Origin of the sequence: Lactobacillus taiwanensis (genome assembly GCF_017894345.1) — a bacterium.
GTDB classification, from domain to species: Bacteria; Bacillota; Bacilli; order Lactobacillales; family Lactobacillaceae; genus Lactobacillus; species Lactobacillus taiwanensis.
On the sequence record NZ_CP059276.1, the window covers coordinates 1,767,766 to 1,793,666 of the forward strand.

Here is a 25,901-nt window from a genome sequence, read left to right on the forward strand (position 1 = left end):
TTCCTCTACTTTGTCTTTGCCATATCAATGATATATTTAAATAAGTTATTTTGATAAGAAACTACTCGGTGAAGCATTTCAGGATGCCATTGAACCGCAATGACTGACGCATCTTCATTTTCAATTGCCTCCACTACTCCATCTACACAGCGAGCGGCTACTTTAAAATTAGGTGCAACATCTTTAATTAATTGATGGTGAAAAGAATTAGTTTGCAATTTTTCTTTCCCCAATAATTCAGCAATTTTTGTACCTACAACTGTTTTTACAGTATGTGTAAGCAAAGTAGGTGTCTGTCCTTGATTATGCTTTAACGTTTTCTCTTTTCTATAACTGAGATCCTGATATAGCGTTCCACCGTGATAAACATTTATTATCTGAGCACCACGACAAACTCCTAAAACTGGAATTTCCTTTTCTTCAGCTAATTTCAATAAACGCATATCGAATTGATCACGCTCAGACCAAATATCTCCCAATTTTTGTTCAGGTTCTTCACCATAGTTATGAGGATCAACATCATGTCCTCCAGATAAAATCAATCCTTGAACATTTGAAAGCTGTTCCTTAATTACTTCTTCATCCCCATTAAAAGGAATAATGTAGGGTATTCCGCCATTTTGGACGACAGAATCAACATAATCTTCATTAACATAGCTACGACGATAGCCCGGAAAAATTCCACCATCATCAATAATTACAGAACCAGAAATACCAATAATTGGTTTCATGTTGCTATCTCCTTTAACTTACTTTTTAACAGTTGAATTAATTATAAATTAAAACTTTTAATGCGTAAATACTACAAGCTAAAATTAACACTATTTTCTCACTATAAGCTAATATTATGTCTTATAAAAAATCACCCTCTTTCTTACAGAGGATGATTTTAAAATTATTTCTTTCGATGTTTAATTAGATAAATGATCGTTGCTAATACTAGTACTCCCCCTCCTACCGCTACAGAGATTCTAGTTTCTGGATTAACAAACATAAAAACTACAATTACTAACAACATTACAAAAGCAAAATAGTTTGAATAAGGATAAAGAGGTAATTTAAATGGATGTTTTTCCATTAAATGTAAATTGTTTTTTCTAAATTTTAATTCGGCAATTAATATTACAAACCACGCTACCATCCCTGGTAACACAGAAGAACTATAGACTATTACAAATAGTTCTCCCATAGATTTATTCATAGTTGAAACTATTAGGTTCAAAATAAAACCAATCAAAATGCCAGCTGTAATTCCAATTATTGCACGATCAGGAACAATATGCTTTGATAACTTTCCAAAAGTTTTTGGCGCTTCTCCTTCATGCGAAAGTTTAAACAACATTCGACTAGATGAATATATACCGGAATTTGCACCAGATAAGGCTGCTGTTAAAACAACAAAGTTGATAATACTTGCAGCTGCCGTAATTCCTACCTTAGTAAAAGTTTCTACAAATGGTGAGCCAATATTACTTAGTTGGTTCCAAGGATAAATAGTCACAATTACAAAAATTGCACCAACGTAAAAAATCAAGATTCGCCATAAAACTGATTTTACACTCTTTACAATTGCTTCTTGAGGATTTGCAACCTCGCCAGCAGAAATACCAATAAGCTCTATTCCTTCATAAGAACCAGCAATTATTGCCATCGAGAAGAAAAAGCCTTTTACTCCACCCGTAAAGAATCCTCCATGAGACCATAAATTATTAAAACCTACAGGATGTCCGTGATTACCGACACCAACTAGAATTACTAATAGCCCTAAAATAATCATTAAGATAATTGTCACTACTTTAATCATTGCAAACCAAAATTCCAATGCTCCATATGCTTTCGCACTAGCTAGATTTGCTAATAATAGAAATATAATAATAATTATTCCAGACCAAAAAACACTAACTTTAGGCCACCAAAATTTTAAATATTCTGTTGCTGCCACAACTTCTGAAATACCAACAACAATATACTGAAATACGTTTGCCCATTCAGCCAAATATCCAGCTAATGGAGAAATATATTCAGTTGCGTAATCTGCAAATGAGCCTGTACCTGGACTTACATATAACATTTCACCTAATGCACGCATTACAATATATAAAATTAATCCGACAAACATGTACGCTAATAATACAGATGGTCCAGTCCACTTAATAGTTGATGTTGATCCCATAAATAAACCAACACCAATTGCTCCACCTAATGATATCATCTCCATTTGACCAGCAGTCATGGATCTTTTTAATTTAGGCGGATGATTTTTATTATCTTTCATTGATTACTCCATCCTTTTTATGTCGTATTAGATAAACAATTGTTGCTATAACTAGTACAGCGGCTCCAACTAAAACAGAAATTCTAGTTTCTGGATTAATTAACATGAATATTACAATAACTATTAACATTACAAACGCAAAATAATTAGACAGAGGATATAATGGTAACTTAAACGGATGATCTACTAATAAATCTTTATTGTTACGTCTAAATTTTAATTCTGCAAGTAAAATTACAAACCATGGTATCATTCCTGGCAAGACAGAGGACGAGAAAACAATGACAAATAGATCTTGCGTAGATTTACTTATCATAGCAGCAATCATGTTTAAAATAAATCCAATCAATATTCCCCCAGAAATACCTAAAATAGCATGATTAGGTACAATACGCTTCGAAATATGACCAAATGTCTTTGGAGCATCCCCATCATGAGCTAATTTAAACAACATTCGACTAGACGAATATATTCCAGAATTGGCACCAGATAAAGCGGCCGTTAAAACAACGAAGTTGATAATACTTGCAGCCGCCGTAATTCCAACTTTGGCAAAAGTAGTTACAAATGGTGATCCAATATTGCTTAATTCATTCCATGGATAAATAGTCACAATAACAAAAATTGCACCAACGTAGAAAATCAAGATTCGCCATAAAACTGATTTTACGCTTTTTACAATAGCATCCTTTGGATTAGCAACTTCACCAGCAGAAATACCCAACAATTCGATTCCCTCATAAGAACCTACAATAATTGACATTGAAAAGAAAAATCCTTTTACTCCACCAGTAAAGAAGCCTCCGTGAGACCACAGATTACTAAAACCTGTTGGCTTTCCACCATTACCCACGCCAAAGAAAATAACAATAAAGCCTAAAATAATCATCAAAATAATAGTTACAACTTTAATCATTGCAAACCAGAATTCAAGAGAGGCATATGCCTTAGCACTAGCCAAGTTTGCCAAAACTAAAAACAAAATAATAATTATCCCTGACCAAAATGCATTAACTTGCGGCCACCAAAATTTTAAGTACTCTGTTGCCGCGACCACTTCAGACATTCCTACAACTATATATTCAAAGACATTTGCCCATTCAGCTAAGTATCCAGCTAATGGATGCACATATTCAGTTGCATAATCTGCAAAAGATCCAGTCCCTGGATTTACATATAACATTTCTCCTAATGCACGCATTACGATATATAAGATTAATCCCACAAACATATAGGCTAATAATACAGAAGGACCTGTCCATTTAATAGTAGAGGTAGAGCCCATGAATAACCCAACCCCGATTGCTCCGCCTAAAGATATCATTTCCATCTGACCAGCAGTCATAGAACGTTTTAACTTAGGCATTGACTTTTTATTTTTCATTACTTAAATGCCACTCCTATAAAAAAAACTAGCAGTCAAGTGAGAGCTAGTTTTTAAATATCAACAAATTGATTAATGCCATTTTAATACAGGTAGCCAGTAATGCCAAGAACTTTTTAACAAAAAATAAGTATCTAAAAAATTTATTTTTATTTTTTCGTTGATTGTAAAATCAAATTGAACACTTTAGAAAAATAAAAAGTCCATTCGGACCTGTTTGATAGAATGTAGTTACCACACAACATTTAGAAACGAGGTCAAAATGGACTCTTTACATTCTACCATGAATCAGCACATTAAAGGCAAGCATTTATCATTCGAGGAAAGAGTTATTATTCAATTGCGTTTGAAAGATGGGTGGTCTTTGCGTGCAATTGCCCGTGAACTTAACTGTTCTCCTTCTACTATCAGCTATGAGGTTAAGCGTGGCACTGTAAAACTGTATCATGGCAAAGTCAAAAGATATAAGGCTGCTCAAGGACATGATGCATATCAAGCTCATCGTAAAAATTGTGGGCGCAAATCAGACTTTCTCAAGAAAACCCAATTCATTCACTACGTCCACAAATATTTCTTCGAAGATGGCTGGTCACTTGATGTTTGCAGTAATCGTGCCACTGCTGCTGGCGAATTCGCTATAATTACGACTTACCAGAGAAGCTTAAACGCAATACTAAGCTTCACCGTGTTCGCAAAAACAAGAAAAAACTTGGCAGAAGCATTGAAGAACGTCCAAAAGAAATTACTGGTTTACTATGCCCATCCTTACACTTCTTGGGATAAGGGAACAGTTGAAAGACACAATGGTCTTATTCGCAGATTCATTCCTAAAGGAGAAGCAATAGCTAACTATTCGTTACAAGACATCATTGATATTGAAACCTGGTGCAATTCTTTGCCAAGAAAGATACTGGCCTATCATACACTAGATGAAATCTTTGAAAGAGAATTAGATCTAATCTATCAAGTAGCTTAACTAAAAGTATTCAATTTATTATTGCAATTTGCAATTTTTATTTTTTAAACAAGAGTATAAAAAAAAGACTGAGATACCATGTCTCCTTTTAGATAAAATGATACTCAATCCTTCTATTTTAAGAAATTATTTTTGATATTTTTATTTAATTTCGCGTGAAATTCCGTTTGATTTTTTGCCAAATGGTAAGAGCTTTTCTCATGTTATCTGCTGGTACATGCTTTCTAATAGCGCGTAAAGTTGGCTTTACATGTCTCGCAGCAAAAATAAAACTACCATTTTTTTTAGTACAAATCTTAAAACGAGGAATATATTTTCCACCAAAATATACATCCGCAACTACAATGGTTACTTCATCCCAAGGAATCTGTACATAGTCATTTGGATTATTATCACTATAAAACTCAAACCCTTTATCTCCGACTAAAACTTTTCCATATGTAGGAATTCCTCTAAACCAAGTCGCAGCATCTACATACTCTGATTTTGTATTTAATGATTGAACCATATAAAAGACCTTTTCATATATAAGAAAAACGGTCTAAACAAGACCGTTTCTTATCTGATTAATTGTTATAGTAAGCCAATTACGTGACCTACAATACCAACAACAAAGATACCAATAATGATAACGATTGGTGAAACTTTCTTCTTCAATAACCACATACATAAGAAAGTTAATAGAACTGCAGCAAGACCAGGAATTAAACTATCCAAGTTTTGTTGTAAAGTTGTTTGCTTAATTCTATCTAAGGCCATACCATTACCTAAGTTGTATTCACTCAAAGCTTTGTGAATACCTTCTGCTCCTTTTGGAAGGGTGTTCCAATCAATATAAGCTCCCTTTTGAAGCGGAACGCTTGAAACAACTGGTTTAAAGTTAATGGTTACCCAACGCTCAATTAAAGCACCGATAACAAACATACCCATCATAGAAGCTCCACGGGTAATCTTTTGTAATAAACCGCCTGAGGCATCTTCTGTAATTTTAGTACCAGCTTTGTAACCCATTTCTTGAGTGTACCATAAGAATGCCATACGAATTACATTCCATAATACAAAGAACAAGATAGGACCTAAAATGTTACCACTCAAAGCAAGTGATGCACCTAATGATCCAATAATAGGACGAACTGTATACCAGAATACTGGGTCACCAACACCGGCTAAAGGTCCCATCATACCAACTTTAACACCTTGAATAGCAGTGTTATCAACATCTGCACCGTTAGCCTTATCCTCTTCCAAAGCAAGAGTAACACCAATAATAGGTGATGCTAAGTATGGGTGTGTATTAAAGAATTCCAAGTGTCTCTTTAAGGCAAGGGATAGATCTTTCTTTTCAGGATATAATTTTCTTAATGCTGGGATTAAACTGTAAGCCCAACCACCGTTTTGCATTCTTTCATAGTTCCATGAACCTTGAAGGAAAGTAGAACGCCACCAAACCTTAATACGATCTGATTTACTTAAAGTTAATTTCTTTTGTGCAGTTTCAGTCATTATATAATTAGCCTCCTCTCACTCAAATTTTAATAATCATCCAGGATGTCGCCCAATGGGTCGCCTGAACCAGAATTAGAGTTATTGTTGTTTCCACCCTTAGAACCTTCAAGAGCAAGGTACATAATAGCAAGGGAAATACCAATACCACCAAGAGCGATCAAAGTTAATTCTTTAACGGCTGCCAAACAGAAACCAATGATGAAGAATGGCCATACTTCACGGCTAGCCATCATATTAATAACCATAGCGTAACCAACGGCAACAACCATACCACCACCGATGGTCATACCTTCGTTTAACCATGCGGGCATTGCATTTAAGGCAGCACGAACAACAGAAGCTGGAATAGCAAGTAATAAGGCAGCTGGAATAGCAATTCGTAAACCTTGTAAAGCAACAGCAATCATTTGCCAACGGTCAATAGCTCTCCAGTTAGCTTCTGCTGCTTTTCTATCCATAATATGAACAATGGCAACAGAAATAGTACGAACTAACATAGTTAAGAACAAACCAGCAACGGCTAAAGGAATAGCAATACCAATCGCAGTACCAATACCCTTTTGTCCTTGTCCACCTTGAACCAAAATAATAGTTGAAGCAACAGATGCTAAAGCTGCATCTGGAGCAACGGCAGCACCAATATTAGCCCAACCTAAAGCAATCATTTGTAGTGAACCGCCAAGAATAATACCAATAGTTAAGTTCCCAGTAACCAAACCAATTAAAGTACATGCCACTAGAGGTTGTTGGAATTGAAATTCATCAAGAATTCCTCCCATACCTGCAAAGAAGGCAACGATCACTACCAGAATCATCTGAATAGCATTCATTTATATAAATCCTCCTGTAATTTATTTCTTTTCATCAACTAATTTTTGAGCTTTATCCAAAAGTTCATCCATGTTTTGTTTACCATCAGAAGGAACTTTACGAACATCAAATTTAACGCCCAAATCTTTTAATTTCTTATATGTATCAATATCTTTTTGATCCATTGCCAAAACAGTATTGACATTCACTTTACCATCACTATATGCCATGGATCCAACATTCAATTCTTTAATGTCCATTCCACCTTCAATAGCTTTAAGTGCATCTTCTGGATTTTCAAATAAGATCAATGCCTTAGTATTTCCAAAACGTGGATCTTTGGCTACTTGTAGCATTTTATCGATTGGAACAACGTTAGCTGGTACACCAGCTGGTGCTGCTTCTTTAATCATTGTCTTACGAATTTTATCTTTAGCAACATTATCAGAAACAACGATAATACGATTTGGATTCATTGCCTTAGTCCAACCTGTTGCTACTTGTCCATGAAGAAGACGTGAATCAATTCTAGCTAAAACATACTTAATATGACCGTCACCAATAACAGTCCCTTCAGGAATAGCACCTTGTGGTTGTGAACTAGTACTTGGAACTGCTTTCGCTTCTTCTTTCGGCATAAGAGATTCAGGTTGAGTCTTTATACCATCACGACCTGGTTTAACAATAGCTTTTGCAATATCATGAGCATTGTCACTTCCCATTCTCTGGCCTAAAGCTTCAATAACCATTGGTAAATTCATACCAGAAACAATTGCCCAAGTATCTTCATGTTCTTTTTTCTCTATCCTTTAAACTCCGGCTGTCAGACTCGAACTGACGACAACCTGATTAACAGTCAGGTGCTCTACCAACTGAGCTAAGCCGGAATATTAAAAAAGAGCACGGCGACTACCTACCCTCGCAGGCAGTTTCCCACCAACTACTCTCGGCGTTAAGAAGCTTAACTTCTGTGTTCGGCATGGGAACAGGTGTATCCTTCTTGCCATCGCCACCGTACTCTTTCTTGAGCTTTTACACTCAAAACTGAATATAATCTTCTGCTCTAAACCTTTGAGCTTTGGTCAAGTGCTCGACTGATTAGTACTAGTCCGCTCCACATATCACTATGCTTCCACTCCTAGCCTATCTACCTCATCGTCTTTAAGGTGTCTTACTGCTTACGCATCGGAAATCTCATCTTGAGGGGGGCTTCGCACTTAGATGCTTTCAGCGCTTATCCCTTCCATACATAGCTACCCAGCGATGCCTTTGGCAAGACAACTGGTACACCAGCGGTATGTCCATCCCGGTCCTCTCGTACTAAGGACAGCTCCTCTCAAATTTCCTACGCCCACGACGGATAGGGACCGAACTGTCTCACGACGTTCTGAACCCAGCTCGCGTGCCGCTTTAATGGGCGAACAGCCCAACCCTTGGGACCGACTTCAGCCCCAGGATGCGACGAGCCGACATCGAGGTGCCAAACCTCCCCGTCGATGTGAACTCTTGGGGGAGATAAGCCTGTTATCCCCAGGGTAGCTTTTATCCGTTGAGTGATGGCCTTTCCATGCAGTACCACCAGATCACTAAGCCCGACTTTCGTCCCTGCTCGAGGTGTACCTCTCGCAGTCAAGCTCCCTTATACCTTTACACTCTGCGAATGATTTCCAACCATTCTGAGGGAACCTTTGGGCGCCTCCGTTACATTTTAGGAGGCGACCGCCCCAGTCAAACTGCCCACCTGACACTGTCCTCCAGAACGCTCAGCTCTGTGAGTTAGAGGATCCATCAAACAAGGGTAGTATCCCAACATTGCCTCCGGTAAGACTAGCGTCCTACTTTCTCTGGCTCCTACCTATCCTGTACATGTTTAACAAATACTCAATATCAAGCTACAGTAAAGCTCCATGGGGTCTTTCCGTCCTGTCGCGGGTAACCCGCATCTTCACGGGTATTATAATTTCACCGAGTCTCTCGTTGAGACAGTGCCCAAATCATTACACCTTTCGTGCAGGTCGGAACTTACCCGACAAGGAATTTCGCTACCTTAGGACCGTTATAGTTACGGCCGCCGTTTACTGGGGCTTCAATTCAAACCTTCGCTTTCGCTAAGCTCTCCTCTTAACCTTCCAGCACCGGGCAGGTGTCAGCACCTATACGTCATCTTACGATTTTGCAGATACCTGTGTTTTTGATAAACAGTTGTTTGGGCCTATTCACTGCGGCTGATATTTTACTATCAGCACCCCTTCTCCCGAAGTTACGGGGTCATTTTGCCGAGTTCCTTAACGAGAGTTCTCTCGCTCACCTGAGTGTTCTCCACTCGACTACCTGTGTCGGTTTGCGGTACGGGTAAAATTGTTCTGGCTAGAAGCTTTTCTTGGCAGTGTGACATCATGACCTTCGCTACTTTTATTTCGCTCCGCGTCACAGCTTGAAATCTAAAGACAAGCATTTGACTCATCTTTTTTCTTACTGCTTGCACATGTATTTCCAGCAACATGCGTCATTAGCCTCCTGCGTCCCTCCTTTGCTCTTATCGAACAATTTCAGTACAGGAATCTCTACCTGTTGTCCATCGGCTACGCCTCTCGGCCTTACCTTAGGTCCCGACTTACCCTGGGCGGACGAGCCTGCCCCAGGAAACCTTAGTCTTTCGGCGGATAGGATTCTCACCTATCTTTCGCTACTCATACCGGCATTCTCACTTCTAAGCGCTCCATTAGTCCTCTCGATCTAACTTCGCCGCACTTAGAACGCTCTCCTACCACGCATATAATATATGCATCCACAGTTTCGGTACTATGCTTAGCCCCGGTACATTTTCGGCGCAGCGTCACTCGACTAGTGAGCTATTACGCACTCTTTAAATGGTGGCTGCTTCTAAGCCAACATCCTAGTTGTCTACGCAACTCCACATCCTTTTCCACTTAGCATAGATTTGGGGACCTTAACTGGTGATCTGGGCTGTTTCCCTTTCGACTACGGATCTTATCACTCGCAGTCTGACTCCCGTGCATTGATATCTGGCATTCGGAGTTTATCTGGATTCAGTAACCCCTGACGGGCCCCTAGTCCAAACAGCGCTCTACCTCCATTATCATTCACACGAGGCTAGCCCTAAAGCTATTTCGGAGAGAACCAGCTATCTCCAAGTTCGTTTGGAATTTCACCGCTACCCACAACTCATCCCCGCGATTTTTAACTCACGTGGGTTCGGTCCTCCAGCGTGTTTTACCACGCCTTCAACCTGGTCATGGGTAGGTCACTTGGTTTCGGGTCTACGTCATGATACTCTTTCGCCCTCTTCAGACTCGCTTTCGCTCCGGCTCCGTCTTTTCTGACTTAACCTTGCACCATAACGTAACTCGCCGGTTCATTCTACAAAAGGCACGCCATTACACTTTAATGTGCTCTGACTACTTGTAGGCACACGGTTTCAGGTTCTTTTTCACTCCCCTTCCGGGGTTCTTTTCACCTTTCCCTCACGGTACTGGTTCACTATCGGTCACTAGTTAGTATTTAGCCTTGCGAGATGGTCCTCGCGGTTTCAATCGGGATTCCTCGTGTCCCGACCTACTCAGGATCCTGCTAAGTCTCTCTGCAATTTCGCTTACGGGGCTTTCACCCTCTCTGGCTTATCTTTCCAGATAATTCTGCTATCACTTCAAGTACTATATCGCAGTCCTACTACCCCAACTGGCAAGCCAGCTGGTTTGGGCTCTTTCCTGTTCGCTCGCCGCTACTTGGGAAATCGATTTTTCTTTCTCTTCCTGCAGCTACTTAGATGTTTCAGTTCACTGCGTCTTCCTTCATTAGCCTTAACAGCTAATGATAATACCTCTCGGTATTGGGTTCCCCATTCGGATATCTCCGGATCACTGCTTACTTACTGCTCCCCGAAGCCTTTCGTGGTTCGTCACGTCCTTCATCGGCTTCTAGTGCCTAGGCATTCACCATGCGCCCTTTTCTACTTGACCTATTTCAAGTTGAGTTTCTCTCTCTTCTCGGTCGCTCTTCAATCTGTTTTCTTCGATTGTCTCGGTTTTTTGCTTTAGATTATATTCAGTTTTCAATGTACTAACCCTTGAGACTTTATGTCTCAATGGAGGCTAACGGGATCGAACCGATGACCTCCTGCGTGCAAAGCAGGCGCTCTCCCATCTGAGCTAAGCCCCCATCATTGCCTTTTATCAAAGCTTTTTGCTTTGAATGGGCCTAAATGGACTTGAACCATCGACCTCACGCTTATCAGGCGTGCGCTCTAACCAGCTGAGCTATAGGCCCGATTGTGCTTGGCTTGTTATTCAAGTTGTTTGAGGTAATACCCTCAAAACTAAACAAAGTTTCTCAGTGTGCTTCCGCTTGGCTTTCTCGATGACTTCTCTTAGTGCTCTCGCACTCTCCATCATCTTTCGCCTTCCTTAGAAAGGAGGTGATCCAGCCGCAGGTTCTCCTACGGCTACCTTGTTACGACTTCACCCTAATCATCTGTCCTACCTTAGACGGCTGACTCCTATAAAGGTTATCCCACCGGCTTTGGGTGTTACAGACTCTCATGGTGTGACGGGCGGTGTGTACAAGGCCCGGGAACGTATTCACCGCGGCGTGCTGATCCGCGATTACTAGCGATTCCAGCTTCGTGTAGGCGAGTTGCAGCCTACAGTCCGAACTGAGAACGGCTTTAAGAGATCCGCTTGCCTTCGCAGGTTCGCTTCTCGTTGTACCGTCCATTGTAGCACGTGTGTAGCCCAGGTCATAAGGGGCATGATGACTTGACGTCATCCCCACCTTCCTCCGGTTTGTCACCGGCAGTCTCATTAGAGTGCCCAACTTAATGATGGCAACTAATGACAAGGGTTGCGCTCGTTGCGGGACTTAACCCAACATCTCACGACACGAGCTGACGACAGCCATGCACCACCTGTCTCAGCGTCCCCGAAGGGAACACCTAATCTCTTAGGTTTGCACTGGATGTCAAGACCAGGTAAGGTTCTTCGCGTTGCTTCGAATTAAACCACATGCTCCACCGCTTGTGCGGGCCCCGTCAATTCCTTTGAGTTTCAACCTTGCGGTCGTACTCCCCAGGCGGAGTGCTTAATGCGTTAGCTGCAGCACTGAGAGGCGGAAACCTCCCAACACTTAGCACTCATCGTTTACGGCATGGACTACCAGGGTATCTAATCCTGTTCGCTACCCATGCTTTCGAGCCTCAGCGTCAGTTGCAGACCAGAGAGCCGCCTTCGCCACTGGTGTTCTTCCATATATCTACGCATTCCACCGCTACACATGGAGTTCCACTCTCCTCTTCTGCACTCAAGTTCAACAGTTTCTGATGCAATTCTCCGGTTGAGCCGAAGGCTTTCACATCAGACTTATTGAACCGCCTGCACTCGCTTTACGCCCAATAAATCCGGACAACGCTTGCCACCTACGTATTACCGCGGCTGCTGGCACGTAGTTAGCCGTGACTTTCTAGGTAATTACCGTCAAATAAAGGCCAGTTACTACCTCTATCTTTCTTCACTACCAACAGAGCTTTACGAGCCGAAACCCTTCTTCACTCACGCGGCGTTGCTCCATCAGACTTGCGTCCATTGTGGAAGATTCCCTACTGCTGCCTCCCGTAGGAGTTTGGGCCGTGTCTCAGTCCCAATGTGGCCGATCAGTCTCTCAACTCGGCTATGCATCATTGCCTTGGTAAGCCGTTACCTTACCAACTAGCTAATGCACCGCAGGTCCATCCAAGAGTGATAGCAGAACCATCTTTTAAACTCTAGACATGCGTCTAGTGTTGTTATCCGGTATTAGCATCTGTTTCCAGGTGTTATCCCAGTCTCTTGGGCAGGTTACCCACGTGTTACTCACCCGTCCGCCGCTCGCTTGTATCTAGTTTCATTTAGTGCAAGCACTAAAATCATCTAGGCAAGCTCGCTCGACTTGCATGTATTAGGCACGCCGCCAGCGTTCGTCCTGAGCCAGGATCAAACTCTCATTTTCCTTTTTGAAAATGAGCTTTTTATCGTTTAGCTCTAAAACTTTCTTTGAGTTATCTCAAATTTATTGCTTGCGAATTGACTTCGCTTTTGTTTGGGATTTTTATATCCCGCACACTTTCAGCGAAACTTTGTTCAGTTTTCAAGGTACTACCGTTGTCTCGTGACAACTTTTATATTATATCATGTCTTTTGAGTTTTGACAAGAGCCTTTTTAATTTTCTCATCTCTCTCAAATGACAGCTTTATAATATTATCATCTTTCGCTCGCTTTGGCAAGCTTTTTTATCATTTTTTTGATAAAAATAGGAGTCTAGTTGACTCCATTGGCTCCGGCTGTCAGACTCGAACTGACGACAACCTGATTAACAGTCAGGTGCTCTACCAACTGAGCTAAGCCGGAATATTAAAAAAGAGCACGGCGACTACCTACCCTCGCAGGCAGTTTCCCACCAACTACTCTCGGCGTTAAGAAGCTTAACTTCTGTGTTCGGCATGGGAACAGGTGTATCCTTCTTGCCATCGCCACCGTACTCTTTCTTGAGCTTTTACACTCAAAACTGAATATAATCTTCTGCTCTAAACCTTTGAGCTTTGGTCAAGTGCTCGACTGATTAGTACTAGTCCGCTCCACATATCACTATGCTTCCACTCCTAGCCTATCTACCTCATCGTCTTTAAGGTGTCTTACTGCTTACGCATCGGAAATCTCATCTTGAGGGGGGCTTCGCACTTAGATGCTTTCAGCGCTTATCCCTTCCATACATAGCTACCCAGCGATGCCTTTGGCAAGACAACTGGTACACCAGCGGTATGTCCATCCCGGTCCTCTCGTACTAAGGACAGCTCCTCTCAAATTTCCTACGCCCACGACGGATAGGGACCGAACTGTCTCACGACGTTCTGAACCCAGCTCGCGTGCCGCTTTAATGGGCGAACAGCCCAACCCTTGGGACCGACTTCAGCCCCAGGATGCGACGAGCCGACATCGAGGTGCCAAACCTCCCCGTCGATGTGAACTCTTGGGGGAGATAAGCCTGTTATCCCCAGGGTAGCTTTTATCCGTTGAGTGATGGCCTTTCCATGCAGTACCACCAGATCACTAAGCCCGACTTTCGTCCCTGCTCGAGGTGTACCTCTCGCAGTCAAGCTCCCTTATACCTTTACACTCTGCGAATGATTTCCAACCATTCTGAGGGAACCTTTGGGCGCCTCCGTTACATTTTAGGAGGCGACCGCCCCAGTCAAACTGCCCACCTGACACTGTCCTCCAGAACGCTCAGCTCTGTGAGTTAGAGGATCCATCAAACAAGGGTAGTATCCCAACATTGCCTCCGGTAAGACTAGCGTCCTACTTTCTCTGGCTCCTACCTATCCTGTACATGTTTAACAAATACTCAATATCAAGCTACAGTAAAGCTCCATGGGGTCTTTCCGTCCTGTCGCGGGTAACCCGCATCTTCACGGGTATTATAATTTCACCGAGTCTCTCGTTGAGACAGTGCCCAAATCATTACACCTTTCGTGCAGGTCGGAACTTACCCGACAAGGAATTTCGCTACCTTAGGACCGTTATAGTTACGGCCGCCGTTTACTGGGGCTTCAATTCAAACCTTCGCTTTCGCTAAGCTCTCCTCTTAACCTTCCAGCACCGGGCAGGTGTCAGCACCTATACGTCATCTTACGATTTTGCAGATACCTGTGTTTTTGATAAACAGTTGTTTGGGCCTATTCACTGCGGCTGATATTTTACTATCAGCACCCCTTCTCCCGAAGTTACGGGGTCATTTTGCCGAGTTCCTTAACGAGAGTTCTCTCGCTCACCTGAGTGTTCTCCACTCGACTACCTGTGTCGGTTTGCGGTACGGGTAAAATTGTTCTGGCTAGAAGCTTTTCTTGGCAGTGTGACATCATGACCTTCGCTACTTTTATTTCGCTCCGCGTCACAGCTTGAAATCTAAAGACAAGCATTTGACTCATCTTTTTTCTTACTGCTTGCACATGTATTTCCAGCAACATGCGTCATTAGCCTCCTGCGTCCCTCCTTTGCTCTTATCGAACAATTTCAGTACAGGAATCTCTACCTGTTGTCCATCGGCTACGCCTCTCGGCCTTACCTTAGGTCCCGACTTACCCTGGGCGGACGAGCCTGCCCCAGGAAACCTTAGTCTTTCGGCGGATAGGATTCTCACCTATCTTTCGCTACTCATACCGGCATTCTCACTTCTAAGCGCTCCATTAGTCCTCTCGATCTAACTTCGCCGCACTTAGAACGCTCTCCTACCACGCATATAATATATGCATCCACAGTTTCGGTACTATGCTTAGCCCCGGTACATTTTCGGCGCAGCGTCACTCGACTAGTGAGCTATTACGCACTCTTTAAATGGTGGCTGCTTCTAAGCCAACATCCTAGTTGTCTACGCAACTCCACATCCTTTTCCACTTAGCATAGATTTGGGGACCTTAACTGGTGATCTGGGCTGTTTCCCTTTCGACTACGGATCTTATCACTCGCAGTCTGACTCCCGTGCATTGATATCTGGCATTCGGAGTTTATCTGGATTCAGTAACCCCTGACGGGCCCCTAGTCCAAACAGCGCTCTACCTCCATTATCATTCACACGAGGCTAGCCCTAAAGCTATTTCGGAGAGAACCAGCTATCTCCAAGTTCGTTTGGAATTTCACCGCTACCCACAACTCATCCCCGCGATTTTTAACTCACGTGGGTTCGGTCCTCCAGCGTGTTTTACCACGCCTTCAACCTGGTCATGGGTAGGTCACTTGGTTTCGGGTCTACGTCATGATACTCTTTCGCCCTCTTCAGACTCGCTTTCGCTCCGGCTCCGTCTTTTCTGACTTAACCTTGCACCATAACGTAACTCGCCGGTTCATTCTACAAAAGGCACGCCATTACACTTTAATGTGCTCTGACTACTTGTAGGCACACGGTTTCAGGTTCTTTTCACTCCCCTTCCGGGGTTCTTTTCACCTTTCCCTCACGGTACTGGTTCACTATCGGTCACTAGTTAGTATTTAGCCTTGCGAGATGGTCCTCGCGGTTTCAATCGGGATTCCTCGTGTCCCGACCTACTCAGGATCCTGCTAAGTCTCTCTGCAATTTCGCTTACGGGGCTTTCACCCTCTCTGGCTTATCTTTCCAGATAATTCTGCTATCACTTCAAGTACTATATCGCAGTCCTACTACCCCAACTGGCAAGCCAGCTGGTTTGGGCTCTTTCCTGTTCGCTCGCCGCTACTTGGGAAATCGATTTTTCTTTCTCTTCCTGCAGCTACTTAGATGTTTCAGTTCACTGCGTCTTCCTTCATTAGCCTTAACAGCTAATGATAATACCTCTCGGTATTGGGTTCCCCCATTCGGATATCTCCGGATCACTGCTTACTTACTGCTCCCCGAAGCCTTTCGTGGTTCGTCACGTCCTTCATCGGCTTCTAGTGCCTAGGCATTCACCATGCGCCCTTTTCTACTTGACCTATTTCAAGTTGAGTTTCTCTCTCTTCTCGGTCGCTCTTCAATCTGTTTTCTTCGATTGTCTCGGTTTTTTGCTTTAGATTATATTCAGTTTTCAATGTACTAACCCTTGAGACTTTATGTCTCAATGGAGGCTAACGGGATCGAACCGATGACCTCCTGCGTGCAAAGCAGGCGCTCTCCCATCTGAGCTAAGCCCCCATCATTGCCTTTTATCAAAGCTTTTTGCTTTGAATGGGCCTAAATGGACTTGAACCATCGACCTCACGCTTATCAGGCGTGCGCTCTAACCAGCTGAGCTATAGGCCCGATTGTGCTTGGCTTGTTATTCAAGTTGTTTGAGGTAATACCCTCAAAACTAAACAAAGTTTCTCAGTGTGCTTCCGCTTGGCTTTCTCGATGACTTCTCTTAGTGCTCTCGCACTCTCCATCATCTTTCGCCTTCCTTAGAAAGGAGGTGATCCAGCCGCAGGTTCTCCTACGGCTACCTTGTTACGACTTCACCCTAATCATCTGTCCTACCTTAGACGGCTGACTCCTATAAAGGTTATCCCACCGGCTTTGGGTGTTACAGACTCTCATGGTGTGACGGGCGGTGTGTACAAGGCCCGGGAACGTATTCACCGCGGCGTGCTGATCCGCGATTACTAGCGATTCCAGCTTCGTGTAGGCGAGTTGCAGCCTACAGTCCGAACTGAGAACGGCTTTAAGAGATCCGCTTGCCTTCGCAGGTTCGCTTCTCGTTGTACCGTCCATTGTAGCACGTGTGTAGCCCAGGTCATAAGGGGCATGATGACTTGACGTCATCCCCACCTTCCTCCGGTTTGTCACCGGCAGTCTCATTAGAGTGCCCAACTTAATGATGGCAACTAATGACAAGGGTTGCGCTCGTTGCGGGACTTAACCCAACATCTCACGACACGAGCTGACGACAGCCATGCACCACCTGTCTCAGCGTCCCCGAAGGGAACACCTAATCTCTTAGGTTTGCACTGGATGTCAAGACCTGGTAAGGTTCTTCGCGTTGCTTCGAATTAAACCACATGCTCCACCGCTTGTGCGGGCCCCGTCAATTCCTTTGAGTTTCAACCTTGCGGTCGTACTCCCCAGGCGGAGTGCTTAATGCGTTAGCTGCAGCACTGAGAGGCGGAAACCTCCCAACACTTAGCACTCATCGTTTACGGCATGGACTACCAGGGGTATCTAATCCTGTTCGCTACCCATGCTTTCGAGCCTCAGCGTCAGTTGCAGACCAGAGAGCCGCCTTCGCCACTGGTGTTCTTCCATATATCTACGCATTCCACCGCTACACATGGAGTTCCACTCTCCTCTTCTGCACTCAAGTTCAACAGTTTCTGATGCAATTCTCCGGTTGAGCCGAAGGCTTTCACATCAGACTTATTGAACCGCCTGCACTCGCTTTACGCCCAATAAATCCGGACAACGCTTGCCACCTACGTATTACCGCGGCTGCTGGCACGTAGTTAGCCGTGACTTTCTAGGTAATTACCGTCAAATAAAGGCCAGTTACTACCTCTATCTTTCTTCACTACCAACAGAGCTTTACGAGCCGAAACCCTTCTTCACTCACGCGGCGTTGCTCCATCAGACTTGCGTCCATTGTGGAAGATTCCCTACTGCTGCCTCCCGTAGGAGTTTGGGCCGTGTCTCAGTCCCAATGTGGCCGATCAGTCTCTCAACTCGGCTATGCATCATTGCCTTGGTAAGCCGTTACCTTACCAACTAGCTAATGCACCGCAGGTCCATCCAAGAGTGATAGCAGAACCATCTTTTAAACTCTAGACATGCGTCTAGTGTTGTTATCCGGTATTAGCATCTGTTTCCAGGTGTTATCCCAGTCTCTTGGGCAGGTTACCCACGTGTTACTCACCCGTCCGCCGCTCGCTTGTATCTAGTTTCATTTAGTGCAAGCACTAAAATCATCTAGGCAAGCTCGCTCGACTTGCATGTATTAGGCACGCCGCCAGCGTTCGTCCTGAGCCAGGATCAAACTCTCATTTTCCTTTTTGAAAATGAGCTTTTTATCGTTTAGCTCTAAAACTTTCTTTGAGTTATCTCAAATTTATTGCTTGCGAATTGACTTCGCTTTTGTTTGGGATTTTTATATCCCGCACACTTTCAGCGAAACTTTGTTCAGTTTTCAAGGTACTACCGTTGTCTCGTGACAACTTTTATATTATATCATGTCTTTTGAGTTTTGACAAGAGCCTTTTTAATTTTCTCATCTCTCTCAAATGACAGCTTTATAATATTATCATCTTTCGCTCGCTTTGGCAAGCTTTTTTATCATTTTTTTGATAAAAATAGGAGTCTAGTTGACTCCATTGGCTCCGGCTGTCAGACTCGAACTGACGACAACCTGATTAACAGTCAGGTGCTCTACCAACTGAGCTAAGCCGGAATATTAAAAAGAGCACGGCGACTACCTACCCTCGCAGGCAGTTTCCCACCAACTACTCTCGGCGTTAAGAAGCTTAACTTCTGTGTTCGGCATGGGAACAGGTGTATCCTTCTTGCCATCGCCACCGTACTCTTTCTTGAGCTTTTACACTCAAAACTGAATATAATCTTCTGCTCTAAACCTTTGAGCTTTGGTCAAGTGCTCGACTGATTAGTACTAGTCCGCTCCACATATCACTATGCTTCCACTCCTAGCCTATCTACCTCATCGTCTTTAAGGTGTCTTACTGCTTACGCATCGGAAATCTCATCTTGAGGGGGGCTTCGCACTTAGATGCTTTCAGCGCTTATCCCTTCCATACATAGCTACCCAGCGATGCCTTTGGCAAGACAACTGGTACACCAGCGGTATGTCCATCCCGGTCCTCTCGTACTAAGGACAGCTCCTCTCAAATTTCCTACGCCCACGACGGATAGGGACCGAACTGTCTCACGACGTTCTGAACCCAGCTCGCGTGCCGCTTTAATGGGCGAACAGCCCAACCCTTGGGACCGACTTCAGCCCCAGGATGCGACGAGCCGACATCGAGGTGCCAAACCTCCCCGTCGATGTGAACTCTTGGGGGAGATAAGCCTGTTATCCCCAGGGTAGCTTTTATCCGTTGAGTGATGGCCTTTCCATGCAGTACCACCAGATCACTAAGCCCGACTTTCGTCCCTGCTCGAGGTGTACCTCTCGCAGTCAAGCTCCCTTATACCTTTACACTCTGCGAATGATTTCCAACCATTCTGAGGGAACCTTTGGGCGCCTCCGTTACATTTTAGGAGGCGACCGCCCCAGTCAAACTGCCCACCTGACACTGTCCTCCAGAACGCTCAGCTCTGTGAGTTAGAGGATCCATCAAACAAGGGTAGTATCCCAACATTGCCTCCGGTAAGACTAGCGTCCTACTTTCTCTGGCTCCTACCTATCCTGTACATGTTTAACAAATACTCAATATCAAGCTACAGTAAAGCTCCATGGGGTCTTTCCGTCCTGTCGCGGGTAACCCGCATCTTCACGGGTATTATAATTTCACCGAGTCTCTCGTTGAGACAGTGCCCAAATCATTACACCTTTCGTGCAGGTCGGAACTTACCCGACAAGGAATTTCGCTACCTTAGGACCGTTATAGTTACGGCCGCCGTTTACTGGGGCTTCAATTCAAACCTTCGCTTTCGCTAAGCTCTCCTCTTAACCTTCCAGCACCGGGCAGGTGTCAGCACCTATACGTCATCTTACGATTTTGCAGATACCTGTGTTTTTGATAAACAGTTGTTTGGGCCTATTCACTGCGGCTGATATTTTACTATCAGCACCCCTTCTCCCGAAGTTACGGGGTCATTTTGCCGAGTTCCTTAACGAGAGTTCTCTCGCTCACCTGAGTGTTCTCCACTCGACTACCTGTGTCGGTTTGCGGTACGGGTAAAATTGTTCTGGCTAGAAGCTTTTCTTGGCAGTGTGACATCATGACCTTCGCTACTTTTATTTCGCTCCGCGTCACAGCTTGAAATCTAAAGACAAGCATTTGACTCATCTTTTTCTTACTGCTTGCACATGTATTTCCAGCAACATGCGTCATTAGCCTCCTGCGTCCCTCCTTTGCTCTTATCGAACAATTTCAGTACAGGAATCTCTACCTGTTGTCCATCGGCTACGCCTCTCGGCCTTACCTTAGGTCCCGACTTACCCTGGGCGGACGAGCCTGCCCCAGGAAACCTTAGTCTTTCGGCGGATAGGATTCTCACCTATCTTTCGCTACTCATACCGGCATTCTCACTTCTAAGCGCTCCATTAGTCCTCTCGATCTAACTTCGCCGCACTTAGAACGCTCTCCTACCACGCATATAATATATGCATCCACAGTTTCGGTACTATGCTTAGCCCCGGTACATTTTCGGCGCAGCGTCACTCGACTAGTGAGCTATTACGCACTCTTTAAATGGTGGCTGCTTCTAAGCCAACATCCTAGTTGTCTACGCAACTCCACATCCTTTTCCACTTAGCATAGATTTGGGGACCTTAACTGGTGATCTGGGCTGTTTCCCTTTCGACTACGGATCTTATCACTCGCAGTCTGACTCCCGTGCATTGATATCTGGCATTCGGAGTTTATCTGGATTCAGTAACCCCTGACGGGCCCCTAGTCCAAACAGCGCTCTACCTCCATTATCATTCACACGAGGCTAGCCCTAAAGCTATTTCGGAGAGAACCAGCTATCTCCAAGTTCGTTTGGAATTTCACCGCTACCCACAACTCATCCCCGCGATTTTTAACTCACGTGGGTTCGGTCCTCCAGCGTGTTTTACCACGCCTTCAACCTGGTCATGGGTAGGTCACTTGGTTTCGGGTCTACGTCATGATACTCTTTCGCCCTCTTCAGACTCGCTTTCGCTCCGGCTCCGTCTTTTCTGACTTAACCTTGCACCATAACGTAACTCGCCGGTTCATTCTACAAAAGGCACGCCATTACACTTTAATGTGCTCTGACTACTTGTAGGCACACGGTTTCAGGTTCTTTTTCACTCCCCTTCCGGGGTTCTTTTCACCTTTCCCTCACGGTACTGGTTCACTATCGGTCACTAGTTAGTATTTAGCCTTGCGAGATGGTCCTCGCGGTTTCAATCGGGATTCCTCGTGTCCCGACCTACTCAGGATCCTGCTAAGTCTCTCTGCAATTTCGCTTACGGGGCTTTCACCCTCTCTGGCTTATCTTTCCAGATAATTCTGCTATCACTTCAAGTACTATATCGCAGTCCTACTACCCCAACTGGCAAGCCAGCTGGTTTGGGCTCTTTCCTGTTCGCTCGCCGCTACTTGGGAAATCGATTTTTCTTTCTCTTCCTGCAGCTACTTAGATGTTTCAGTTCACTGCGTCTTCCTTCATTAGCCTTAACAGCTAATGATAATACCTCTCGGTATTGGGTTCCCCCATTCGGATATCTCCGGATCACTGCTTACTTACTGCTCCCCGAAGCCTTTCGTGGTTCGTCACGTCCTTCATCGGCTTCTAGTGCCTAGGCATTCACCATGCGCCCTTTTCTACTTGACCTATTTCAAGTTGAGTTTCTCTCTCTTCTCGGTCGCTCTTCAATCTGTTTTCTTCGATTGTCTCGGTTTTTTGCTTTAGATTATATTCAGTTTTCAATGTACTAACCCTTGAGACTTTATGTCTCAATGGAGGCTAACGGGATCGAACCGATGACCTCCTGCGTGCAAAGCAGGCGCTCTCCCATCTGAGCTAAGCCCCCATCATTGCCTTTTATCAAAGCTTTTTGCTTTGAATGGGCCTAAATGGACTTGAACCATCGACCTCACGCTTATCAGGCGTGCGCTCTAACCAGCTGAGCTATAGGCCCGATTGTGCTTGGCTTGTTATTCAAGTTGTTTGAGGTAATACCCTCAAAACTAAACAAAGTTTCTCAGTGTGCTTCCGCTTGGCTTTCTCGATGACTTCTCTTAGTGCTCTCGCACTCTCCATCATCTTTCGCCTTCCTTAGAAAGGAGGTGATCCAGCCGCAGGTTCTCCTACGGCTACCTTGTTACGACTTCACCCTAATCATCTGTCCTACCTTAGACGGCTGACTCCTATAAAGGTTATCCCACCGGCTTTGGGTGTTACAGACTCTCATGGTGTGACGGGCGGTGTGTACAAGGCCCGGGAACGTATTCACCGCGGCGTGCTGATCCGCGATTACTAGCGATTCCAGCTTCGTGTAGGCGAGTTGCAGCCTACAGTCCGAACTGAGAACGGCTTTAAGAGATCCGCTTGCCTTCGCAGGTTCGCTTCTCGTTGTACCGTCCATTGTAGCACGTGTGTAGCCCAGGTCATAAGGGGCATGATGACTTGACGTCATCCCCACCTTCCTCCGGTTTGTCACCGGCAGTCTCATTAGAGTGCCCAACTTAATGATGGCAACTAATGACAAGGGTTGCGCTCGTTGCGGGACTTAACCCAACATCTCACGACACGAGCTGACGACAGCCATGCACCACCTGTCTCAGCGTCCCCGAAGGGAACACCTAATCTCTTAGGTTTGCACTGGATGTCAAGACCTGGTAAGGTTCTTCGCGTTGCTTCGAATTAAACCACATGCTCCACCGCTTGTGCGGGCCCCCGTCAATTCCTTTGAGTTTCAACCTTGCGGTCGTACTCCCCAGGCGGAGTGCTTAATGCGTTAGCTGCAGCACTGAGAGGCGGAAACCTCCCAACACTTAGCACTCATCGTTTACGGCATGGACTACCAGGGTATCTAATCCTGTTCGCTACCCATGCTTTCGAGCCTCAGCGTCAGTTGCAGACCAGAGAGCCGCCTTCGCCACTGGTGTTCTTCCATATATCTACGCATTCCACCGCTACACATGGAGTTCCACTCTCCTCTTCTGCACTCAAGTTCAACAGTTTCTGATGCAATTCTCCGGTTGAGCCGAAGGCTTTCACATCAGACTTATTGAACCGCCTGCACTCGCTTTACGCCCAATAAATCCGGACAACGCTTGCCACCTACGTATTACCGCGGCTGCTGGCACGTAGTTAGCCGTGACTTTCTAGGTAATTACCGTCAAATAAAGGCCAGTTACTACCTCTATCTTTCTTCACTACCAACAGAGCTTTACGAGCCGAAACCCTTCTTCACTCACGCGGCGTTGCTCCATCAGACTTGCGTCCATTGTGGAAGATTCCCTACTGCTGCCTCCCGTAGGAGTTTGGGCCGTGTCTCAGTCCCAATGTGGCCGATCAGTCTCTCAACTCGGCTATGCATCATTGCCTTGGTAAGCCGTTACCTTACCAACTAGCTAATGCACCGCAGGTCCATCCAAGAGTGATAGCAGAACCATCTTTTAAACTCTAGACATGCGTCTAGTGTTGTTATCCGGTATTAGCATCTGTTTCCAGGTGTTATCCCAGTCTCTTGGGCAGGTTACCCACGTGTTACTCACCCGTCCGCCGCTCGCTTGTATCTAGTTTCATTTAGTGCAAGCACTAAAATCATCTAGGCAAGCTCGCTCGACTTGCATGTATTAGGCACGCCGCCAGCGTTCGTCCTGAGCCAGGATCAAACTCTCATTTTCCTTTTTGAAAATGAGCTTTTTATCGTTTAGCTCTAAAACTTTCTTTGAGTTATCTCAAATTTATTGCTTGCGAATTGACTTCGCTTTTGTTTGGGATTTTTATATCCCGCACACTTTCAGCGAAACTTTGTTCAGTTTTCAAGGTACTACCGTTGTCTCGTGACAACTTTTATATTATATCATGTCTTTTGAGTTTTGACAAGAGCCTTTTTAATTTTCTCATCTCTCTCAAATGACAGCTTTATAATATTATCATCTTTCGCTCGCTTTGGCAAGCTTTTTTTGAACTTTTTTATTCGCTCTTTTCGCTTGACTCAAACAGCATGTATTACTTTACAGGCTTTTTTACTTTTCGTCAACCCTTTTTTGCAAAAAATTAGCAATATTTTTTTAGAGTGCTAAAAAGGCCTCAAGTTGAGGCCTTTTTGATTAATTCTGTAATTTAGAGTGTTTTATACCATATGTTGCATACACAATTATTCCCACAATTAGCCAGATTCCTACCATAATTTTGGTTGTCTTTGGTAGCATCCAAATGAAATATACGCTTAATAGTCCAGCGATTACAGGCAGGACAGGATAAAGTGGCATTTTAAATCCATCATTCACAATATCTTTTCGATGCCGTAGAGGAATAATCCCAAATGAAATCAAAGCAAATGCAATTAACGTACCTGCATTAATTAATGAAGCTAATTCCATTAAAGGAACCAATCCAGCAAAAACAGCTGCTACTATCGTAGAAACAATTACTGCATGATCTGGGATCATCTTTTTGGCATGCACACTTCCCATGGAATCAGGTAGTAATCCATCTCTTCCTAAAGCATACAGCAATCTTGATCCACCTAGCAACATAGTAATCATTGCCGTAAAGATTCCGACTAATGCTCCAATGGTAATCAATTTATTCCACGCAGTTAAGCCAACTACTTTTAGTGCATAAGCTGCTGGATCGTCAACATTTAATTGCTTGTAATTTACCATTCCAGTTAAAACCAGAGAAAAACTTACATATAGTAATACCGCAATAATTACTGTTCCCATAATTCCTTTAACAACATTTTTTTCAGGATCCTTCGTTTCAGCACTATTTGCCGCTAACGCATCAAACCCAATAAATGCAAAGAATACCGTGGCCGCCGCCGTAGATATTCCTCCAATTCCTAACGGTGGTGTTTGGAATTTCTTAGGGTAAAAGGGAACGTAGTTATCTGCCTTAATATAGAACATCCCAATTACAATAAACAAAATAATAATTGCAACCTTAATCATTACAGCAATGTTTTCCACGCGTTTAGACAGGTTAGCACCTTGATATAAAATCAGTGCAACAATTAATACAATTAAAACGGCAGAGATATTTATTACTCCACCTTCCATAGGGCCAGCTTCAAGTGCTTTAGGCAAATGAATTCCAATTGGAGCTAAAATATTATTATTAAAATATGAAGCAAAACCAGTCGCTTCAGCAGAAACAGCTAAAAAATATTCTAATAATAATCCCCATCCAATTATCCACCCTACTACTTCTCCATAGATTACTGAACCAAAAGAATAGGCGGATCCCGCTACTGGCATCGCAGAAGAAAATTCAGCATAGGCCATCCCTACCATACCAGAAACAACTGCTGCTAATAAAAAAGAAATAGCAACCGCTGGACCAGCATGCTGTGCTGCTTCATGACCAGGTAAAATAAAAATTCCTGTTCCAATAACTGCTCCAATTCCCAATGCAACTAAATCACGAGCATTTAAATGTCTAGTTAAGCGAGAATCTGCTTTTAAAAAAGTATTTACTGGAACTTTCTTAAAAAAGTTTTTCATTCCAACTCTCCTTAATTAATTTTAATTATTATACCTGATTTTATAGCTATTTCTACCCTATAATTAAAATTAATTAAAAAAGACTACGAATTAAATTC

At 43.9% G+C, this 25,901-nt stretch carries 7 protein-coding genes, 9 tRNA genes, 9 rRNA genes and 2 pseudogenes; 1 reads left to right on the forward strand and 26 read right to left on the reverse strand.

From position 1 onward, the window contains the following. Nucleotides 1-5: 5 nt before the first annotated feature. From H1A07_RS08695 to H1A07_RS08705, 3 genes are all read right to left on the reverse strand, one after another. Nucleotides 6-731: a gamma-glutamyl-gamma-aminobutyrate hydrolase family protein gene (locus H1A07_RS08695; RefSeq protein WP_210144962.1), complete on the reverse strand. Its 726-nt coding sequence runs from the start codon at nucleotides 729-731 to the stop codon at nucleotides 6-8. Between the two features lie 164 nt (nucleotides 732-895). Continuing rightward, a complete protein-coding gene (locus H1A07_RS08700; protein WP_210144963.1) occupies nucleotides 896-2,275 on the reverse strand; it encodes an amino acid permease in 1,380 nt (459 codons plus the stop codon). Continuing rightward, entirely contained in the window at nucleotides 2,265-3,659 is a 1,395-nt protein-coding gene (locus H1A07_RS08705; protein WP_210144964.1) for an amino acid permease, read from the reverse strand. The genes H1A07_RS08700 and H1A07_RS08705 overlap by 11 nt, the downstream gene beginning before the upstream one ends. A gap of 262 nt (nucleotides 3,660-3,921) precedes the next feature. On the opposite strand from H1A07_RS08705, the pseudogene H1A07_RS08710 reads away from it, so the two are divergent. Then, nucleotides 3,922-4,635, forward strand: a pseudogene (locus tag H1A07_RS08710) (transposase). A 145-nt stretch (nucleotides 4,636-4,780) separates the two neighbouring features. On the opposite strand, the gene H1A07_RS08715 reads toward H1A07_RS08710, so the two are convergent. The 23 genes and pseudogenes from H1A07_RS08715 to H1A07_RS08825 form a co-directional block, all read right to left on the reverse strand. Then, nucleotides 4,781-5,143, reverse strand: coding sequence for a DUF956 family protein (locus tag H1A07_RS08715; protein ID WP_057718484.1), 363 nt, complete (start codon nucleotides 5,141-5,143; stop codon nucleotides 4,781-4,783). Between the two features lie 65 nt (nucleotides 5,144-5,208). Then, nucleotides 5,209-6,138 (reverse strand): PTS system mannose/fructose/sorbose family transporter subunit IID, encoded by a 930-nt coding sequence (locus tag H1A07_RS08720; RefSeq protein ID WP_004898108.1) that lies wholly within the window; start codon nucleotides 6,136-6,138, stop codon nucleotides 5,209-5,211. Nucleotides 6,139-6,167: 29 nt separating this feature from the next. Beyond that, the gene (locus H1A07_RS08725) at nucleotides 6,168-6,971 is read right to left on the reverse strand and encodes a PTS mannose/fructose/sorbose transporter subunit IIC (RefSeq protein ID WP_057718486.1); all 804 of its coding nucleotides are present in this window, start codon (nucleotides 6,969-6,971) and stop codon (nucleotides 6,168-6,170) included. A 21-nt stretch (nucleotides 6,972-6,992) separates the two neighbouring features. Continuing rightward, nucleotides 6,993-7,748, reverse strand: a pseudogene (locus H1A07_RS08730) (PTS sugar transporter subunit IIB); the annotation flags it as partial. 17 nt (nucleotides 7,749-7,765) lie between these two features. Continuing rightward, nucleotides 7,766-7,838: transfer RNA gene (locus H1A07_RS08735), tRNA-Asn, on the reverse strand. A 13-nt stretch (nucleotides 7,839-7,851) separates the two neighbouring features. After that, nucleotides 7,852-7,968, reverse strand: a 5S ribosomal RNA gene (gene rrf, locus H1A07_RS08740). A gap of 61 nt (nucleotides 7,969-8,029) precedes the next feature. Continuing rightward, nucleotides 8,030-10,931 (reverse strand): 23S ribosomal RNA (locus H1A07_RS08745). Nucleotides 10,932-11,057: 126 nt separating this feature from the next. Further along, nucleotides 11,058-11,130, reverse strand: a tRNA-Ala gene (locus H1A07_RS08750). Nucleotides 11,131-11,164: 34 nt separating this feature from the next. Beyond that, nucleotides 11,165-11,238, reverse strand: a tRNA-Ile gene (locus tag H1A07_RS08755). Between the two features lie 141 nt (nucleotides 11,239-11,379). Further along, nucleotides 11,380-12,951 (reverse strand): 16S ribosomal RNA (locus H1A07_RS08760). A 323-nt stretch (nucleotides 12,952-13,274) separates the two neighbouring features. Continuing rightward, nucleotides 13,275-13,350 (reverse strand) — tRNA-Asn (locus H1A07_RS08765). A 13-nt stretch (nucleotides 13,351-13,363) separates the two neighbouring features. Next, nucleotides 13,364-13,480 (reverse strand): 5S ribosomal RNA (rrf, locus tag H1A07_RS08770). A 61-nt stretch (nucleotides 13,481-13,541) separates the two neighbouring features. Then, a 23S ribosomal RNA gene (locus tag H1A07_RS08775) occupies nucleotides 13,542-16,443 on the reverse strand. A gap of 126 nt (nucleotides 16,444-16,569) precedes the next feature. Next, nucleotides 16,570-16,642, reverse strand: a tRNA-Ala gene (locus H1A07_RS08780). Nucleotides 16,643-16,676: 34 nt separating this feature from the next. Further along, nucleotides 16,677-16,750, reverse strand: a tRNA-Ile gene (locus tag H1A07_RS08785). 141 nt (nucleotides 16,751-16,891) lie between these two features. Further along, nucleotides 16,892-18,464: ribosomal RNA gene (locus H1A07_RS08790) — 16S ribosomal RNA — on the reverse strand. A 323-nt stretch (nucleotides 18,465-18,787) separates the two neighbouring features. Next, a tRNA-Asn gene (locus H1A07_RS08795) sits at nucleotides 18,788-18,863 on the reverse strand. Between the two features lie 12 nt (nucleotides 18,864-18,875). Next, nucleotides 18,876-18,992, reverse strand: a 5S ribosomal RNA gene (gene rrf, locus H1A07_RS08800). A 61-nt stretch (nucleotides 18,993-19,053) separates the two neighbouring features. Then, a 23S ribosomal RNA gene (locus tag H1A07_RS08805) occupies nucleotides 19,054-21,955 on the reverse strand. Nucleotides 21,956-22,081: 126 nt separating this feature from the next. Beyond that, a tRNA-Ala gene (locus H1A07_RS08810) sits at nucleotides 22,082-22,154 on the reverse strand. Between the two features lie 34 nt (nucleotides 22,155-22,188). Further along, nucleotides 22,189-22,262: transfer RNA gene (locus tag H1A07_RS08815), tRNA-Ile, on the reverse strand. Between the two features lie 141 nt (nucleotides 22,263-22,403). Further along, nucleotides 22,404-23,976, reverse strand: a 16S ribosomal RNA gene (locus H1A07_RS08820). Together the 16S, 23S and 5S rRNA genes with 9 tRNA genes alongside form the textbook arrangement of a ribosomal RNA operon. 429 nt (nucleotides 23,977-24,405) lie before the next feature. After that, complete coding sequence (locus tag H1A07_RS08825; RefSeq protein ID WP_057718887.1) at nucleotides 24,406-25,803, reverse strand: APC family permease; 1,398 nt, start codon at nucleotides 25,801-25,803, stop codon at nucleotides 24,406-24,408. Between the last annotated feature and the right edge of the window lie 98 nt (nucleotides 25,804-25,901).